The sequence below is a fragment of the Paenibacillus sp. 05T425 genome (genome assembly GCF_056396205.1).
Window position 1 is genome coordinate 674,342 of the sequence record NZ_JBFTLA010000006.1, and the last position, 17,797, is coordinate 692,138.

Here is a 17,797-nt window from a genome sequence, read left to right on the forward strand (position 1 = left end):
CATTTCTCTATCCACCCATCCCACTCCTTCTAAGGCATTGTCAATTTCGAAAATAAATATATATAAAAAGACCGTCATATGATAAGTGACGATCGTCATACAAGGCGCAACACCCGTAAATTATCAGAGTTGAGTGAAGATTGGATGAACTTTTAAATCTGCTATTGTATTCATTTGTATATAGCTTTATAAAGAGAATATGTACTAATTTTGATTTGCTACTTCATTATACGAATAGGAGATGATTATGTGGACGCTACAGTTTCTTCTCAAGCAGGAAAGTGCCCAGTTATGCACGGAGGCGCTACTAGCTTCAAATCAAGCGGGACTTCGAATCGTGATTGGTGGCCTAACCAGTTAAACCTGAATATTCTCCATCAGCATGACAGAAAATCTAATCCTTTGGGAGAAGACTTTGATTATGCGGAAGAGTTCCAAAAGTTAGACTATCATGCTCTTAAACAAGATCTAGTCGATCTAATGACTAATAGTCAAGAATGGTGGCCGGCTGACTTCGGACATTACGGCCCGTTCTTTATTCGTATGGCTTGGCACTCTGCAGGTACATATCGTACAGGCGACGGGCGCGGCGGTGCTGGAAGCGGCACACAACGTTTCGCTCCGCTGAATAGCTGGCCGGACAATGGCAACCTTGATAAAGCACGCAGGCTGCTGTGGCCGATTAAGCAAAAGTATGGCAACAAAATTTCTTGGGCCGACCTGATGATTCTGACAGGCAACGTCGCGATTGAATCTATGGGCGGCAAGACGTTTGGTTTTGGCGGAGGACGCGCGGACGTTTGGCATCCGGAAGAAGATATCTATTGGGGTAATGAGAAGGAATGGCTGGGAGATAAGCGTTACACAGGCGATCGTGAGCTTGAAAATCCGCTTGCTGCCGTTCAAATGGGTCTTATCTACGTCAACCCGGAAGGTCCTAACGGCAATCCGGATCCGCTTGGAAGCGCTCGCGACATTCGCGAAACGTTCGGACGTATGGGAATGAACGATGAAGAAACCGTTGCGCTCGTTGCCGGCGGCCATACGTTTGGCAAAGCACATGGCGCAGGCGATGCTGCTCTTGTCGGTCCAGACCCTGAGGCTGCTCCTATCGAAGCACAAGGCTTGGGCTGGCTAAGCACACACGGGTCCGGCAAAGGACGCGATACGATCACGAGCGGCGTTGAAGGTGCTTGGACCGCTAATCCGACTAAATGGGATAATGGTTTCTTCGATCTTCTGTTCGGGTATGAGTGGGAGCTTACGAAGAGCCCGGCAGGCGCTCATATATGGGCTGCTATAGATCAAGCTGAAGAGCATCTTGCCCCAGATGCAGAGGATGCATCCGTTCGAGTTCCGACGATGATGACTACTGCGGATATGGCATTGCGCGTGGATCCAGCGTACGAGAAGATTTCCCGTCGTTACCATGAGAATCCTGAAGAGTTCGCGGACGCGTTTGCTCGCGCTTGGTTCAAGCTCACACACCGTGACATGGGTCCTCTTGCAAGATATTTAGGCCCTGAAGTTCCAAATGAAGTTCTGATCTGGCAAGATGCTGTACCGGCTGTTGATTATACGTTAACAGATGCGGAAGTAAACGAACTTAAAATAAAAATTCTAGACTCGGGACTTACAGTAAGCGAGCTGGTAACAACGGCCTGGGCTTCGGCCAGCACCTTCCGCGGCTCTGATATGCGCGGCGGCGCCAATGGTGCCCGCATCGCTCTTGCTCCACAGAAGGATTGGCAAGTCAATCAGCCGCAGCAGCTTACCAAAGTCCTTACTATTCTAGAAGGCATTCAAGAAGATCTGGATAAGAAAGTAAGCTTGGCCGATTTGATTGTTCTAGGCGGCAGTGCCGCAGTTGAGAAAGCTGCACAAGATGCAGGCTTTAATGTCACTGTTCCATTCGCTTCGGGACGCGGCGATGCTACCCAAGAACAAACGGATGTGGAAAGCTTCGCTGTGCTTGAGCCTGTCGCTGACGGCTTCCGCAACTATCTGAAGAAGTATTACAGTGTAAGTGCGGAAGAGCTCCTGGTAGACAAAGCGCAATTGCTGAACCTTACGGCACCGGAAATGACTGTTCTTGTAGGCGGCATGCGTGTTCTAGGTACGAACTATGGCGGTACACAACATGGCGTGTTCACGGATCGTGCAGGCACGCTCACGAACGACTTCTTTGTTAACCTGCTCGACATGAACGTTGCGTGGACGCCTATTAGCGGAACCGTATACGAAGGACGCGATCGCAAAACAGGCGAAGTCGTACGTACTGCTTCTAGAGTTGACTTAGCATTCGGTTCAAACTCCGTTCTGCGTGCCATTGCCGAAGTTTATGCTCAAGACGATAACAAAGAGAAGTTTGTGCGTGACTTTATCGCCGCATGGGTCAAAGTCATGAATGCGGATCGTTTCGACTTGAAATAATCATTTAATTGAGATAAACAATGCCAAAAAAGATGATTCCTGGTTTGAACAGGAATCATCTTTTTTAATACCTATCTATGTACATTCAGCTTATCACCGAAAACCCTCAATTCCCTTCTGCTGACAAGAGAAAGAATAATGTAGTTAATCCAACTTACTGCTGGGATGGAAAGTATCAATATGTAACGTTGTTGAAAATCTATGCCAAACAACGTCGATTCCTCATCTAAGTTGTACAGGAACCCATATGCTGATCCCAACATTATCCCATTGATAACGAATACGGAAATAATGCTAAACCATTTGCTTCTTCTGTTCTTCATTATAAAAATAGATAGTATCGTTGAAACGATTAATGAAAAAGCTATGATCATATAGTTCAAGACTGCACCGCCTTCACTTTTTTAGCCGCAAACCGTTAAATAGAGCGATGAATTGCTTTTTAGATGCATCTTCTTTATCATGCTTTGTAAATTCAAGTACGTAAATAATGCTGTCTTGTATCGGAATAGCGGCAAAATAGACGTCATGTGTACCAGTTAGTCCAGATGCGGCTGTTCCGTTGTCAGCATCGAGTGTATATAGTTTACCACTTCCGATAGGAGTATCAATTGCTTCTTCATTTGTCATTTCACTATGGTTGGGCTTATAAGATCTAAAGTCAAAATCGTCTGTATACGGGTACGTGACAACACTCCCCATATTGATTCCGTTCTCGTCGGTGATGGATGCGCCAAAGCGGTCATTGGCACTCAAGTTCCATCCCTTCGGCAGCGGAAATTCCAGATTGGAAACATCGTATTCTGTGGCCGCGATAGGTTGATCGAATTTCGTTTCACTTACAAATTCTTTCCCGTTCCAACCGAAGGATTGTGTGACTTCTTTTCCGATACTGTTGTCATAAAACGTGCTTGAAAAGCCAAATTTAGATTTAGCCAACTTGGTGGAGTAACGCCCTGTACTGCTCACGAATATTTCTGGATGCCCTTTAATAGGCAACTCTTTAATGCGTCCAGAATCATCAACCGTAAAGAGCTTATATATACCGCCATTGCTCGATGCATATTGACCAATCGTAAAATCGATATTCCCATCCCCATTATAATCATCGAAATCGATGTCAAAGAACGAGTTGAACACCATTTCATCCTTAAAATAACCGTTTAAATCGACGGCGCTTTGTACCTCGTCGCTTTCATTGGAAAGCTGAATTTGGAATTCACCCACCCAGTTGCGACCCATCAAAGGCCCAGGGGTCCAGTCTTCGTAATACTTTCCGTTAGTAAGAACCACACTCAAGTATTCATGTTTTTTTGTAAGCTGAAATAGATCGTTCCTAGACAATGTGAGCGGTCCCGTTACAAGGATTGCGTTGGAATCGAAAGTAAGGGAGGTTGGGATTGGACTTGCGGTTGTATTATCTAAATTAGTGTCTGAATTCGTGATGAGTGTTGGCGCCACTGAGCACGCAGTTAACAGCAACAACGGTACCAATGCAAAGAACCATTTTTTCATATTTCATTTTGCTCCTTCAAAGCGTTTCCTCGGCATTTACACCATAATTCAATTGTGCGATTGCTAGCTTAATGAAAAGTGGCGTAGCTGTGAAATCTATGCTATTGCTCCCCGTTTAACGCATCCGTTTCGATGGCCGCTAATTTGAAAATCACCGCCCAATCAGTCAGCTTTAGCTGCTCAGGTGAATAATCCATCGTGTGCAGAGTTTTCAGATTGGTAGCTTGTAACCCCCAGATTGCCACCTCGCCCTCTTCGGGCGAGACCGATTGCTCTTCATGCAACGGGATATCACCAAACGCGGTGTGAACTTCATCCGCATTAAACGTATATCCATAACCGACATGTCCGCTCTCCTCAAAAAAGACGCTTTTGGTAATATATTGGCTGTACCCCTCATCATTCTCTGATTTATCAATCGAAATAATTACTTCGCCATTCCACGCTCTCCCGTGAATAATTCCGTTGGCGTCAATCCTCCTGCATTATACCTTCCGGTCCCAATTCAAGGTATAAATATAAACTCCTCCCCAGTTATACTCCACCACATCTAACAACGCTGGGTCCTTTGGTACGAATGTTTAATATTAAATAACCGTCACTTCACAACTCGTATTTAGTGCCCAACTCCTTCTACTTGAGGCATCTCGACCGTCTCTCCGTTGCTCAGTAACACTTTTCTGAGGTCGATATCAAATCGAATAAAGCCTTCTGTTACGGGAGCAGTATCATACTTTTGCCAATCATTCGTTTGCCAATTTGCGTGATCCAGGGCCGATACCCTAAGGGTGGAAGTGCCCTCCGGTACCAGATGAGTCCATACGGCGATTGCGGTTAGGTCATCGGATATTTGAATATCCAGAAACATTGTTTCGTAAAACATTTCTTCAAGCAGTTCGTGCAAAACACCATCCTCCGTTAATGCCGCAACCCTAATTACTGCCCCTAAACCGTTATCGGAGTCTACTTCGTTTAAGGGATCGAGCCTTAACAGTTTCGTCAATTTATTGTTTACATATAGAGTTTGAAAGAGCTTGCCGGAACCGTCCATTGCTCCCGTTATACCATTAAAAATTAGGAAATTCGGCGAATCGGTTGCAAGTGCTGTCTGCACAAATACATTTTGGCCTGACCAGAAGTACGGACCGATCACTTCAATCCTATTGCTGGTTTCAAGCTCAATGACAGCATTTTCCTTGTTATCTCGTAAATGAAGCAAAGCCAATTTTGTAGGACTTGTGATGATGGACGTATCGGAAAACTGGTAAATTAGGGTGTCTCCTGAAGGAGAGAGGACAGCTCCTCTTTTTTCGATGGCGGGATCTCCCATCTCAATGACTTCCCCAAGCGTGTCTACAGAAAAAAGCTTGCCATAGGATTCATAAACGACCCCGCTGTCAGTTTCACCAAGATATATCGCTTTGCTTGCATCAAAGACTGAACTCTTGATTGGTTCAGTCTTTTCAGGTGCGCGGGTCGAGCTAGCTCGCGTTTCTTGGTGCTGTTCCAGCGAAGCAGACAATGTGGAATCGGTATCCACATTAGGAGAATCGGTGAACAATAAATAGAAATATAACAACAATGCAGCTCCCAGTAGCAGCGACACCAGTAAAATCACTTTTTTCATCCAAAGTCCTCCTACATTAACAATGCTATTCCCACCGTTAGAGCAACACTTAAACATACTTTTTATTCTTTGCTCCAACATGATACACAGCAATAAAGGTGTTCACTCTTTAGCAATTGGCCCGTCTGTTTCAATTATTAAACGAAACCAAATACTGGAAAGTTGCACTTTTTCCCCTTTAGCTTAATAAGCAGAACCGCCTGATGGCCTCCTATCTATAGACGCCAACGTTTCGTCGAAACGTATAGAGAAAGTATGTGCAAAATGCTTTCCTATATTTAAAAAAAAGAGCAAATGCCGTGGCACCTGCTCCTAGATCTTATTGAACTAAAGTTCTCCGTTAGGAGCGAAATGATGAAGCTGTGGCATCAAAACAGCCAATCGCAGAATAGTCTTTCAAGGTCGCTGCGCCTTGATCACTCGACAATAGCTAAATCCGTTCGTCGTTTGGAAGATGCGGGGCTGGTCACCTGCAGTCGCTCCCATGAAGATAAACGCGTAACCATCGTATCTCTCACTCAAAAAGGGCGTGAAGTTGAACCCAGAGTGATTCAGGCTTGGAGCAAGCTGGATGAGATCACAACGAAAGTTCTCAATGACGAAGAAAAAATACAGTTTGTAGCTCTGGCAAAAAAAATAGCCGTTTCTTTAGAAGCTTAACTGTAATTTTTAAAAAAAGATGAGGGAATAAAGGAGAGATAAGCATGTCTAATAAGTCGATTCAAGCCATTCTGGTCAATGAATACGGTGGTCCGAATGTCTTAAAGATAGAAACAGTTGAACGCCCCCAACCGCAAACGGACGAAGTGTTTGTTCGTATCGTATATGCTACGATTATTCCGCTAGACTATAAAATCCGTAACGGTTGGCTTCAAGAAGTTTTTCCTGTAACCTTCCCCTACATTCCTGGATTTTACGCTTCCGGAGTTGTCGAAGAAATAGGAGAAGGTGTAACGGATTTCAAGCCCGGTGATCGCATTTTTGGTAGTATTAGAGGAGCCTATTCAGAATATGGCAATCTGGCCAAACCTTTCTCATACATGCTGCAGCGGGCGGCGTTGGACAGTTTGCCGTTCAGCTGCCAAATGGAAGGGAGCGACCGTAATCGCTACGGCATCAACCTCTAACATAGACTTCGTCAAGTCTTTGGGTGCGGATCAAGTCATCGATTATACCATGACGGCTTTCGAAGACGTCATCAAAGAAGTCGATTTGATCGTCGATTCCGTTGGAGGCGAGACTGAGAATCGATCATGGGCCCTTTTGAAGAAGGGGGGAATTCTTGTCTCTTTGACTCAGGCTCCATCTCAAGAGAATGCTCAAAAGCATGGCGTTACAGCTAAATTTAACACCAAATTCCCAACATACCCGAATCTACAGACCTTAACGGAATTAATTGCCGACGGTACGATTAAAGCAGCGATTGATTCCATATTCCCGCTAAACCAAGCTAATAAAGCACTGGAGAAAAGCGAAGCAAGATATGGACGCGGAAGAATTTTACTGCGCATAAACTAAATCTAATAACAACATGTATGAAATAGAAATTTGGATATTAAAACACGAGAGCAACACGAGTGTATACCACACTACGTGTTGTTTTCTTCATTCATATCAAACTATTCTGGCTAATTGTCTTGTCAGGTCACTTCCCCCCAAGAAAATCTTTCGTCTTCACTTATTTCAACAACTCTCTCGTAAAGGAAATCAACTATATGTTTTACTTCCATCCGGCTGCTGTCACCATGCTTCTTTACCCCCAGCTTCATCTGGAGAATACATCCTGGGTTACTGCTGAGGAGGTAGCGTGCTTCTGTCCGGTTCGCATGCGCCATCTTATGCTCTAGGATTTCGCCTGCCATCTCGGGCTGCGTGACGTTATAAATGCCTGCAGAGCCGCAGCATCGATCCGCTTCCTTCATCTCGACATATTGGACATTGGAAATTTGCCTCATCAGTTGCCTTGGAGCACTTGCGCTCTTCATGACATTTCGCAAATGACAAGAGTCCTGATAGGTAATCGTAATGGGACCGTCGGCACAAGCGCTCGAATCTGCAAATGCCGGGAGTCTTCCATAGTCGATGAGCAGCTTGCTCACATCAATAACTTTGGAAGCAAACCATTCTGCAAGAGATTGATATTCGGAGTCATCATGCAAGAGGTGGTCGTACTCCACTAGCAAAGCTCCGCATCCCCCTGCGTTAGACACGATATAGTCGACTCCCGCTTCCTTAAAGACGGTAAGATTCGTACGAGCTAAACCTTTCGCCAAATCCAGCTCACCACTATGCGCGTGAAGCGCACCGCAGCACACCTGCTCATGCGGAATGACGACTTCAAATCCCGCTTCCGACAGCAGCTTTACGGTATTCACATTGGTTTCTGCGAACAGCACATCCATGATACAACCCCTGAACAAGGCAACACGGGCAATCGTTTTTCCTTTAGCCGGATAGACGGTGCCAATCCTCTCTACCACGCCTTTTCCCGTTGCATTGGGAAGGATTTGCTCCATTTCACGAAGATGTTTCGGGAATAGATGCATGATGCCCGTACCTCTTGCCAACTTACGCAGGCCTGATTTCTGATAGGCTGCGAGAGAACGTCCAAGCCACTTCATCCGTCCCTGGTGCGGCAACATCCCCTGAAGCATCACTTTACGCAGACCGTTAACAGGAATGCTATGTTCTGCATGGTCCTCAATTGCATCTCGAGCCTGCTCGATTAACTGTCCATATTTGACATCGGCGGGACACGCCGGTTCACAAGCTCTACAGCCCAGACAATGGCTCATTTGGTCTTGAAACGGTTGATCTGCTTCCATCATGCCGTCTACAACCGCTTTCATCAGAGCGAGTCGACCGCGAGGAGATTCCTGCTCCAATCCGGTTTCCCGAAAAGTCGGGCAAGCCGGCAAACAAAATCCGCATCGCATGCAATTCGTCAGTTGATCATAGTCCAGCTTCAAATGAAGCGTCTGGGCCATAGGATCGTTGAGCTTTACATTTGGCTTCTTGGGAATTGTCGTTGGACTCGTATCACCCACGGGATATCACCACTCTTTTTCTCGTCTCTTTGGCGAAAATTTTACCCGGATTAAGCAGGTTATGCGGGTCGAACGCATGCTTGATCCCTCGCATCATTTCTATTCCGGGTTTACCGATCTTCCACTCGAGGTACGGGGCTTTCACCAAGCCAACGCCATGCTCTCCGGTAATGGTTCCACCCAGTTCGATAGCCGCTTCGAATATCTCTTCGAAAGCCTGCTCCACCCGGTGCACTTCGTCTTGATCTCTTGCGTCTGTCGTAGCAGTCGGATGTAAATTGCCATCTCCCGCATGTCCGAAGGTGGCGATCATTACATTATGTTTTCTAGCAATTTCGTTGATCCGCAACACCATCTCCGCAATTTTGGATCGAGGTACCGTAGCGTCCTCCAGTATGGTAGTCGGGCGCAGACGCGCCAGTGCGGTGAAAGCGCTGCGCCGTGCCGTCAGCAGCTTCTCCGCCTCTTCGCGGCTCTGCGCCACCTCTACCCGATCCGCAAGCTCCGACTTGCAGATCTCTTGTATTCGCTCCATATCACGCTCTACCGCCTCCGGATCGCCATCCTGCTCGATAAGTAGAATCGCTTCCATATCTCTAGGCAGACCGAGTTTGGCAAAATCATCCACGACCTGAATCGTTGGATTATCCATAAACTCCAGCGTTGCCGGGATAATCTTCGCTTCAATAATACGTGATACGGTTCTCGCCGCTCCATAGAGATCCTTATACATGGCAAGCATCGTCTTCTTCGTCTTTGGCGGCGGCACCAGCTTCAAGGTTGCCTCGGTGATAATGGCAAGCGTCCCTTCCGATCCGACCAGCAGCTTCGTCAAGTCATAGCCGGCGACATCCTTCATCAGCTTCCCGCCGGTCCGCATAATATCCCCGTTCGCAAGGACCGCTTCAAGCCCGATGACATAGTCCTTCGTCGTACCGTATTTCAAACCGCGAAGCCCGCCGGAGCACTCGGCAATATTTCCGCCAATCGTTGATATTCTCATGCTGCTTGGATCCGGCGGATAAAATAGTCCGAGCGATTCAATATGCGATATGAACTCACCCGTAATGATCCCCGGCTGAACCGTCGCCGTTAGATTTTCCTGATCAACCTCTATGATTTCATTCATGCGGTGCATGACCATCACGATGCCGCCGTGGACAGGAACCGTTCCTCCGCACAGATTGGAACCAGAACCGCGGGATACGACCGGTATGCGATGTGCGGCGAGCACCTTCATAATATCCGACACTTGCTGCGTGCTCTCCGGATAAATAACGCCATCCGGTATACTTTGGAGCATTGGCGTTCCATCATAGGAATGAGCAATTAACGCTTCGCGATCATCCCGAAAGTTCTGTATGCCTACAATCCGGCGAAGTTGTTGAACGATTGCTTGCTCCAGCATTATGGTTGATACTCCCTTCTATCTAATTGGACAAATCAACGTGAATTCTCTTTAAGTGAACCGCCGTCCATTCCTTAATAGGGAAGCGATGTGCTTGCTTTACGATATTCTCCTCGATTAATTCGCAATTCCACACATCGTAAATTTTAGCTTCGTACTCAGACTCGGTACCGTCATACGGCCCGTACCATAAGCCTTTGCCTGGTAAATCGTAACGGAACAAAAACAGATATTCATCAATGCCTTTGTGCAGGGCGAAATAATGATGGCCTTCCGTATTGCGTCTGTCTCTTGCCATTTCCTGATACGAGCAGGACTCGAGGATTTGCTTCATGAATTTCAGACGCGGCCCGCTTTCTCCAACCAACGTCCCGCCGTATGACCAGAACAAGTCTTGGTCATTCCCCTCGATCTTGAACACCTCGCCATGGGACGCATATCCTCCGGCCATTGCCGAGAGCCAGTGACGGAACACGGTCGTTGCCGCGTCGCTGTTGCCCCAATCATCCTTGATATTCCCTTCATATTGGTACTCGTCATTGATGACGGGCATGTTGTAGTCATTCATTAATTCCAGCAATAAGGTATACGTATCCGGGTGCTGATAGGACACATGGGTCATCCAATCCCGTTTCGGGTAAGCCGATCCCAAAGGAATATTATGATTCGATCTCGGGTGATTGTGAGGATCGTTCGTATGGATGTACGTGCCGATCAAGTCCCAATCTTTATGATCCATCCCGATACAAAACTTACCATCCGCCGTTTCGGATATGTCAAATTCATTAGCCAACGACCACCATACGTTGCGAAAAGCAGCTAGTCTTGCAATCATGTATTTGACGTACTGAAGCTCATCCTCTTGCTGCATGCCACGATCAATCCCCCAAGTATCATAAGGGTGGAATAGGATGACATCCGCCTCAATGCCAAGCCGCAATAGATCCTTTACGCGCTCCTCGTAATTTTGAAAGTACTCAGGAACAAGGGTTTGGAAATCAAAGTCGTTCGATTGTCCGGCGAAAGGAAAAACAGGCGGATCATAGGACACATTCACGTCGTTAACGCCGCCTCTGTAGTACTTGGGAAACACGAGCATTCGGATCTTGTTGAATCCGTATTTGGAGAACGACTCCAGCGTCTGCTGCCGAATCTCCTCGGGTCTGTAGGTCCAAGCGTACGCCGTCGTTCCCATAACAAAAAACGGTGTTTCATCCGCATAGTTGAAGTGCTTCCCGTTAATTTGGACCGGGCCGTGATTGCCTTTCTGTGCTTTCGTACTTTCGAAAGTCCCTGTTAACCCGTTGAATTCCTCCTGATTGGAGGAAAGCTTGAAGCTGTATGTCCCTTCCTCCTCGGGCATGAATCTGATTTTCCAAGTCGATCCGCCGTCATAGAAGCCAAAAACCTTTTTGCTCGTTTGACCTTTGCGAAAATAAGCTTCCAGCCTTACATCGTGAAACGGTCTAGCGAAAGTTTTGGAAGATTGCAATTCAATCTCGAACACGCACCATCGTTCAACAAGATTAGAATACTTCATCGTATACACCCTCCTTAATGGAAAAACGAAAGGCAAAGGAGACTCGCTCCCCTTTGCCCTTACTGCTTCAACTTTCCGTTCAGCCTGCGCCTTGAAGCAAAGTGGACACCGCATGCCGCCAGCCTGCCAAGCATTTGTCCCTAGCTGCCGCATCCATCTGCGGCGTATATACTAGATAGCCCCGGACGCTAGATTCTATCTCCGCCATAGAGCCCCACACGCCTACTGCCAAACCGCCTAAATAGACGGAGCCTAAAGCAGAAAGCTCCATAACGTCCGATTGGACGACTTTTTTATTTAATAAATCGGATTGGAACTGCATCAGCAAAGGATTTCCGGCTGCCCCGCCGTCTGCTCGAAGCTCGCCCATCGCTACGCCGGAAATCTTCTGAAGCTGCTCCAACGCATCGTATACCTGATACGCAATACTTTCTAAAGCAGCTCTGACGATATGTCCCTTTCCCGTTGCACGATTCATTCCTGTAATAGCCGCTCTCGCATTCGGCCGCCAATGCGGGGCGCCTAGGCCGACAAAGGCAGGCACGAGATATACGCCTTCATTAGAAGGCGCGTCCTGCAGCAACCGGTCCATCTCCTCGAAGCTATCGAATAAGCCTAAATTATCGCGAATCCATTTGATGCTGTCGCCGGAAGAACGAATAATAGCTTCAAGCGCATAAGTCACTTTTCCCTGGGAGCCCCATGCTATCGTCTGAACGAGCCCATTGCCCGAAGCGGCGGGCTGCGTTCCCACATTCATTAGCACGGAAGTTCCCGTTCCGTACGTAGCTTTGGCCATACCTTCATTAAAGCATAATTGACCGAACAACGCCCCCTGGGAATCTCCGATAATGCCGGAAATCGGCACGCGAGCGCCCAACCAATCATTCTCTTCGGTGTACCCGAACACCTCGTCGGAATACTTCACCGCCGGAAGCAGCGAAGACGGAACGCCGAACAGATTGCACAGCTCTTCATCCCATTGCAGCGTATGGATATTGAATAAGGAGGTTCGACTGGCATTCGTGAAATCGGTAGCATGCACGCCCCCGCCAGTCAGCTTCCAGATCAGCCAGCTATCGATCGTGCCTGCCATCAGCCTGCCTTCGGTCAGCTTGGATTTCGCGTCCTGTACATGGTTTAACATCCAGCTCCATTTCGTTGCAGAGAAATAGGGATCGATCATTAGCCCGGTCTTCAGGGTAACGAACGGTTCTTGCCCCTCCCCCTTCAAAGCAGCGCAGTGCTCTGCCGTGCGTTGGCATTGCCATACGATTGCGTGATAGATAGGCTCGCCAGTAATTCGATCCCACATGACCGCTGTTTCTCGTTGATTCGTAATGGTAATTGCCGCCAGCTCGATTGCCTTTATTTGAGTATGCTGCATGACATCGATAACAGCGCGTTTCACATTCTCATAAATTTCGAGAGGATCATGCTCCACCCAACCCGATCTCGGGTAAAATGGCTGATGCTCGAACGAGCTTTTGCCGACCACCGTTCCATCCCGATTCACGAGCAGCGCTTTCGTCGCGGTCGTGCTTTGATCAATGGCTAATATATAGTTATCCATGCTCACCAATCCTCTATCTGCCCAGCAAATCGAAGGCGATTTGTTTCAAGTGGTCGACATGGATGCCGTAGTGGCGGAACACTTCCGATGTCTTTCCCGCGATAGCCGGTTCATCCGGAATGCCAACGATGCGCACAGGAACGGGATGATGCTGAACGACGACCTCTGCAACGGCAGCGCCTAATCCGCCATGAATGCTATGCTCTTCGACCGTAATGATCTTGCCGGTCTCGCGCGCGGCTCGTTTTATCGCTTCCTCATCGAGCGGCTTAATCGTATGCATGTTAATGACTCTAGCCGAGACGCCTTCCTCTTGGAGCGCGGCTGCCGTATCTAACGCAACGCGCACCGTTTCACCGGACGCAATGATCGTTACATCCGATCCATCTCGCAGCGTTACAGCTTTGCCGATCGTGAACTCGTAATCATCGGAATCGTACACATCCTCTACGGCGTTTCGGCCAATTCGGATGTATGCGCCGCCCTCATACGCTACGAGCGCCTCCGTCATTTTCTTCGTTTCGTGCCGATCAGCCGGCATAACGACAGCTAGCCCCGGAATAGCGCGCATAACCGCCAAGTCCTGTAAGGAATGATGCGACATGCCTAATGCTCCGTAGCTAACCCCACCGCTTATCCCTACCAACTTGACGTTCGTAGCCGAATAAGCGACATCGACTTTGATCTGCTCGATGCTCCGCATGCTCAGGAAGCAAGCAGGAGAAGCAACGAACGGCTTTTTGCCGCTATGCGCAAGACCTGCCGAAATACCGACGATGTTTTGCTCCGCGATGCCAACCTCGACGAATTGATCCGGGTATGCGTTTGCAAAAGGAGCCATCGCAGCCGATCCTCTGGAATCACTGGTAAGCACCAAAATATCTTTATCCTCTTTGGCCAGATCGAGAAGCGTCTCGCAGATCACTTGTCTGTTCGGTATACTGTTGCTCATACGCGTTACACCTTCCCTTCCTGCTTATAGGATTCCAGCGATGCCGCCAACTCGGCAAGCGCCATGGCCAGCTGCTCGTCATTCGGTACATGATGATGCCAGTGCGGTACGTTTTCCGCAAAAGAAACGCCTTTGCCCTTCACCGTATTCGCCATAATCAACGTCGGTTTTCCCGAAACGGCAGGTATAGCATCGAATGTCCTCACCAGTGCATCCATGTCATTGCCGTCTATAGAAACGACATTCCAGCCGAATGCCGCCCACTTGTCATCAAGAGGATCAAGTCCCATCACTTCTTCGGTTGATCCGCTGATTTGCAGTCGGTTGCGGTCGATAATGCCTACCAAATTATCAAGCTTAAAGTGTGCCCCTGCCATCGCCGCTTCCCATACCGAGCCTTCTGCCTGCTCTCCATCGCCCATGAGGCAGAATACCCGATAACCTAATCCATCGCGTTTGGAAGCTAGCGCCATGCCAACCGAGATAGCGAGACCGTGACCGAGCGCGCCCGTATTCATCTCGATGCCCGGCACTTTGTTGTTCGGGTGGCCGATTAATCGCGTGCCGAACCGGCTGAACGTATCCAATTCCGCTTTCGGAAAAAAACCAAGATCGGCTAATATGCACCACAGCGACTCCACCGAGTGGCCTTTGCTGGCGATGAAGCGGTCCCTCACAGCCCACTTCGGATCCTTGGGATCCACCAACATCACGCGGTAATACAAGGCGGTTAATATATCGGTGTTGCTTAGCGAGCCGCCCGTATGTCCGGTCTTGGCACCATGGATCATGCGCAGAAGATCCATCCGAATTTGCGCCGCTTTTCCTTTAAGAGCTGCTATTTCCACCCTAACTTCCTCCTTCACTCTATAGTCCTTTGCCGCGAAGCCATGACTGAATTTCCTGTTCCGTAGGGTCAACCGGATCCGGCGTCAGTCCAGGAATGTAATTGCAAGCCTCATATAGAGCTGGAATGGCATTGGCATGTATACCGACAGAATGATGAACATAAGGACCTTTCACAAGCTTTTCTTCCCATAACGGCCAGTCGTTCACTTCAACCCACACATACGAACCGCGAGTATAAGGACCTTGAATGCCGCGTGCTTTACCCAGGAAAAGCTGGTATTCGCCATGATCTCCATCGAAACGAGCAAGCGTCATATTCCCGCCTTTAATCTCGCCTTCATGCGTTCCAGGGGAATGGTCATCGAATAAAAAATGTTTGCGAAGCTTCGGCTGATTCTCGACCGATAACGACACCGKGAAGTTGCCGCAATGGAATAGAAGCTCTCCGTTCGCATWCTCGGGATGGCGAACCGTTAGATCCGCGAAGAAGGTCGGGTGCTGATTCATGGTTGCAGCCTGCACCATGACAGAAGTAATCGCTCCGTGAATATCGGTCTCGCAAGTGACTGGAATTTGCTCGTCCGTTAGAATCGCATTAGCTAGACAAGGCATGATTCCCATGGCGTCCTGGAGCGACGACCAGCATTGAATCGCAATAGCCGAGCTGCCCGTTCTTTTCGCATAATTTTTCATTGCTACTTTCAAAGCCGCTATCCTTCTCACATCTGCCTCAGTCACTTCTGACCAATCCAGCTTTTCTTTTATATAATCCATACATGCTGCAAGCTCAGAGCTATTGCCTTTCTCGATCCGTTTCGTTTCCGATTGAATGTCCACGAGCGTAATCGGATGAATCTCGATGCCGAACCGCTCTAACAATTCTCCCTCATTGCACATCATCGTCCAAAAGGATGCCGGGCGCGGCCCGATCTGCAAAATACGCAGCTTCCTAAATTGCTTCACCACATTCGATGCGGCAATGAAGTTCGTAAACCCACGCTGAAATACGGGATCATCCACTCGTGTATTCGTTACATATGTGAATGGAACGTTGAAACGGCGGAGCACTTTGCCCGTTGCGAACAGTCCGCACTGTGTATCTCGAAGCCTCATTCCGTCCTCTAGAGGCGATTCATCTCTTGGCCCCCACAGCAATACCGGCTTGCCCAGCGCTTTGCCTACTCTAGCAACTGTATCTTCTGTGCCGAAATTGCAATGCGGGAAAATAACGGCATCTACTTTTTCTTGTTTAAAGCGGTCAATGATCAGATCTGCATTAATATTGTCGTCGTACAGCAAGCCCTCCTGATTGATCCCTTCAAGGTCGACGATATCGATGTCCATACCGAAGCTTTCGATCTTCTGTTTGATCAACACCTTATACTTGTAGGCATCCTCTGCGCTGAATACAAAACGTCTTGTCGGCGCATAGCCCAGCTTAAGTTTCTCCACTGCTGCACTCTCCTTAAAATAACTTAACCAATAATGAAATATGACTAATTAGTTAAATAAAGTTTAGTTAAAGATCATTAACTACAAACTAAATTTATCATCATTCTGTTATATGGTCAACGAGTTTAATTGATTTTTAGTGAAAATTTTAGTCATATCACTAAATAGTTTAGTTAAATCAAGTCGTTATATTGCTTAACCGAACACTTTCGTGTAAACTAAACTGAACTAAACACATCCGTTAATTTGATGATTGGAGATAGATTGCTATGAAGATGGAGGACATCGCTAAGCTTGCAGGCGTATCGAAAGCAGCTGTATCGCTTGCTTTGAACGGCAAACACGGAATAAGCGAAGAAACGCGCGAGCGTATTATGCAAATTGCGGAGGAACACGGCTATAAACATAAAGCCAAATCTGCGGAAGCAGACCCTGCTCAGCATGCCTTAACTTTCTTGGCCTTTGCCAACTCAGGAATCGTGCTTGAGGAGTACTATCAGCAGCCCTTCTTTCGCGAGCTCATTCACTTTATCGAGGAGAGATGCCGGCAAAGCGGCTTCTCGCTTATCTACACTTCCGTGGAACAAGAGCAATATATGGACAAAATCAAAGCATTGGAGGACGAGAAGAGAAGTGACGGAGTGATCCTGCTCGGAACCAATCTGAATCAACCCCAAATAGCTGCGATCGCTGAAGGCCTTTCCATTCCGCTTGTCGTTCTGGATAACTGCTTCGAGACGCTTCCTGTCCATTTTGTCAGCATTAATAATGTGATGGGGGCTTATCAAGCGGGCTTGCACCTATGCGAGCAAGGTCATACAAATATCGGTTATATCGCATCCAATGTACGGATACAAAATTTCGATGAGAGAAAGAAGGGGTTCGACGACGCCCTGAGAGAGAGAGGGCTTAACGTTAATGACCCGTGCATCTTCTCCGTTGCTCCGACGATTCTCTCATCGCAAGAGGCGCTGCAGCAGCAGCTTACATCTTATTTAGCCGCTGGCAATCCGCTGCCGACTGCCTTCTTCTGCGAATGCGACTATATTGCCATAAGCGCGATTAAGACGCTCACCGAGCTAGGCTATCGCATTCCAGAGGACGTGTCCATCGTCGGCTTCGACAATATTTCGGAAGCGCGGATCGTCATGCCGGAGCTGACAACCGTCCATGTCGCCAAGGAACGACTCGCTTACTTGGCAGTCGACTTGCTCGTTCAATCCATCGGCTCCAAAGATCAGATCAAGACAAAGATCACGGTGGACACGGAGTTCATCCAGAGACTCTCTTCAACCAAGCAACGGGAAAAGAGTATGGCTGGATTAGAATCATAAACGTACAAAAGAAAAAGCCCCGTTTGGGGCTTTTTCTTTTGGGGACATACCTTTACCCGCACGAATC

Annotated in this window: 15 protein-coding genes; 5 read left to right on the plus strand and 10 right to left on the minus strand. The window is 47.9% G+C overall.

The features are described from left to right. Window positions 1–249 precede the first annotated feature (249 nt). Window positions 250–2,433 carry a catalase/peroxidase HPI gene (gene katG, locus AC1DF0_RS17080; protein ID WP_477574730.1) on the plus strand — a complete coding sequence of 728 codons (2,184 nt, stop codon included), beginning with the start codon at window positions 250–252 and terminating at the stop codon, window positions 2,431–2,433. 396 nt (window positions 2,434–2,829) lie between these two features. Here the strand turns inward: katG and AC1DF0_RS17085 are convergent, their stop codons facing one another. The 3 genes from AC1DF0_RS17085 to AC1DF0_RS17095 all read right to left on the minus strand — a co-directional run bounded on the left by AC1DF0_RS17085 (window position 2,830) and on the right by AC1DF0_RS17095 (window position 5,575). Beyond that, window positions 2,830–3,948 carry a putative periplasmic lipoprotein gene (locus AC1DF0_RS17085; RefSeq protein WP_477574731.1) on the minus strand — a complete coding sequence of 373 codons (1,119 nt, stop codon included), beginning with the start codon at window positions 3,946–3,948 and terminating at the stop codon, window positions 2,830–2,832. 101 nt (window positions 3,949–4,049) lie between these two features. Continuing rightward, on the minus strand, window positions 4,050–4,232 hold the full coding sequence (locus tag AC1DF0_RS17090) for a hypothetical protein (protein WP_442053057.1): 183 nt from the start codon (window positions 4,230–4,232) through the stop codon (window positions 4,050–4,052). A gap of 332 nt (window positions 4,233–4,564) precedes the next feature. Further along, on the minus strand, window positions 4,565–5,575 hold the full coding sequence (locus AC1DF0_RS17095; RefSeq protein ID WP_477574732.1) for a hypothetical protein: 1,011 nt from the start codon (window positions 5,573–5,575) through the stop codon (window positions 4,565–4,567). A 354-nt stretch (window positions 5,576–5,929) separates the two neighbouring features. Here AC1DF0_RS17095 and AC1DF0_RS17100 point away from each other — a divergent pair, with 354 nt between their 5' ends. Genes AC1DF0_RS17100 through AC1DF0_RS17110 form a run of 3 tightly spaced genes read left to right on the plus strand, consistent with a single transcriptional unit; the run spans window position 5,930 to window position 7,093 of the window. Then, the gene (locus AC1DF0_RS17100) at window positions 5,930–6,235 is read left to right on the plus strand and encodes a MarR family winged helix-turn-helix transcriptional regulator (RefSeq protein WP_477574733.1); all 306 of its coding nucleotides are present in this window, start codon (window positions 5,930–5,932) and stop codon (window positions 6,233–6,235) included. Window positions 6,236–6,279: 44 nt separating this feature from the next. Next, on the plus strand, window positions 6,280–6,702 hold the full coding sequence (locus AC1DF0_RS17105; protein WP_477574734.1) for an alcohol dehydrogenase catalytic domain-containing protein: 423 nt from the start codon (window positions 6,280–6,282) through the stop codon (window positions 6,700–6,702). Next, on the plus strand, window positions 6,587–7,093 hold the full coding sequence (locus tag AC1DF0_RS17110) for a zinc-binding dehydrogenase (RefSeq protein ID WP_442053061.1): 507 nt from the start codon (window positions 6,587–6,589) through the stop codon (window positions 7,091–7,093). Before AC1DF0_RS17105 ends, AC1DF0_RS17110 begins: the two co-directional genes overlap by 116 nt. Before the next feature lie 122 nt (window positions 7,094–7,215). Here the strand turns inward: AC1DF0_RS17110 and AC1DF0_RS17115 are convergent, their stop codons facing one another. From AC1DF0_RS17115 to AC1DF0_RS17145, 7 genes are all read right to left on the minus strand, one after another. Beyond that, window positions 7,216–8,562 (minus strand): (Fe-S)-binding protein, encoded by a 1,347-nt coding sequence (locus AC1DF0_RS17115; RefSeq protein WP_477574772.1) that lies wholly within the window; start codon window positions 8,560–8,562, stop codon window positions 7,216–7,218. A 52-nt stretch (window positions 8,563–8,614) separates the two neighbouring features. Beyond that, the gene (locus AC1DF0_RS17120; RefSeq protein WP_477574735.1) at window positions 8,615–10,030 is read right to left on the minus strand and encodes an FAD-binding oxidoreductase; all 1,416 of its coding nucleotides are present in this window, start codon (window positions 10,028–10,030) and stop codon (window positions 8,615–8,617) included. Window positions 10,031–10,052: 22 nt separating this feature from the next. Further along, the gene (locus AC1DF0_RS17125) at window positions 10,053–11,570 is read right to left on the minus strand and encodes a DUF5060 domain-containing protein (protein WP_477574736.1); all 1,518 of its coding nucleotides are present in this window, start codon (window positions 11,568–11,570) and stop codon (window positions 10,053–10,055) included. Between the two features lie 79 nt (window positions 11,571–11,649). Further along, complete coding sequence (gene glpK, locus AC1DF0_RS17130) at window positions 11,650–13,143, minus strand: glycerol kinase GlpK (RefSeq protein ID WP_477574737.1); 1,494 nt, start codon at window positions 13,141–13,143, stop codon at window positions 11,650–11,652. A 13-nt stretch (window positions 13,144–13,156) separates the two neighbouring features. Further along, entirely contained in the window at window positions 13,157–14,095 is a 939-nt protein-coding gene (locus AC1DF0_RS17135; protein WP_477574738.1) for a transketolase family protein, read from the minus strand. A gap of 5 nt (window positions 14,096–14,100) precedes the next feature. After that, a complete protein-coding gene (locus tag AC1DF0_RS17140; protein WP_442053067.1) occupies window positions 14,101–14,943 on the minus strand; it encodes a transketolase in 843 nt (280 codons plus the stop codon). A 19-nt stretch (window positions 14,944–14,962) separates the two neighbouring features. After that, window positions 14,963–16,396, minus strand: coding sequence for an L-fucose/L-arabinose isomerase family protein (locus AC1DF0_RS17145; protein ID WP_477574739.1), 1,434 nt, complete (start codon window positions 16,394–16,396; stop codon window positions 14,963–14,965). A gap of 269 nt (window positions 16,397–16,665) precedes the next feature. Between AC1DF0_RS17145 and AC1DF0_RS17150 the strand changes: the two genes are divergently transcribed. Continuing rightward, the gene (locus AC1DF0_RS17150) at window positions 16,666–17,730 is read left to right on the plus strand and encodes a LacI family DNA-binding transcriptional regulator (RefSeq protein ID WP_477574740.1); all 1,065 of its coding nucleotides are present in this window, start codon (window positions 16,666–16,668) and stop codon (window positions 17,728–17,730) included. The last annotated feature ends 67 nt before the right edge of the window (window positions 17,731–17,797 follow it).

Coding starts and splice junctions, on each gene's coding strand:
- AC1DF0_RS17085 (WP_477574731.1), bottom strand. CDS start 3,948: ATGAAAAAATGGTTCTTTGCATTGGTACCGTTGTTGCTGTTAACTGCG.
- AC1DF0_RS17095 (WP_477574732.1), bottom strand. CDS start 5,575: ATGAAAAAAGTGATTTTACTGGTGTCGCTGCTACTGGGAGCTGCATTG.
- AC1DF0_RS17100 (WP_477574733.1), top strand. CDS start 5,930: ATGAAGCTGTGGCATCAAAACAGCCAATCGCAGAATAGTCTTTCAAGG.
- AC1DF0_RS17105 (WP_477574734.1), top strand. CDS start 6,280: ATGTCTAATAAGTCGATTCAAGCCATTCTGGTCAATGAATACGGTGGT.
- AC1DF0_RS17110 (WP_442053061.1), top strand. CDS start 6,587: ATGGCAATCTGGCCAAACCTTTCTCATACATGCTGCAGCGGGCGGCGT.
- AC1DF0_RS17115 (WP_477574772.1), bottom strand. CDS start 8,562: ATGGCCCAGACGCTTCATTTGAAGCTGGACTATGATCAACTGACGAAT.
- AC1DF0_RS17120 (WP_477574735.1), bottom strand. CDS start 10,030: ATGCTGGAGCAAGCAATCGTTCAACAACTTCGCCGGATTGTAGGCATA.
- AC1DF0_RS17125 (WP_477574736.1), bottom strand. CDS start 11,570: ATGAAGTATTCTAATCTTGTTGAACGATGGTGCGTGTTCGAGATTGAA.
- glpK (WP_477574737.1), bottom strand. CDS start 13,143: ATGGATAACTATATATTAGCCATTGATCAAAGCACGACCGCGACGAAA.
- AC1DF0_RS17135 (WP_477574738.1), bottom strand. CDS start 14,095: ATGAGCAACAGTATACCGAACAGACAAGTGATCTGCGAGACGCTTCTC.
- AC1DF0_RS17150 (WP_477574740.1), top strand. CDS start 16,666: ATGAAGATGGAGGACATCGCTAAGCTTGCAGGCGTATCGAAAGCAGCT.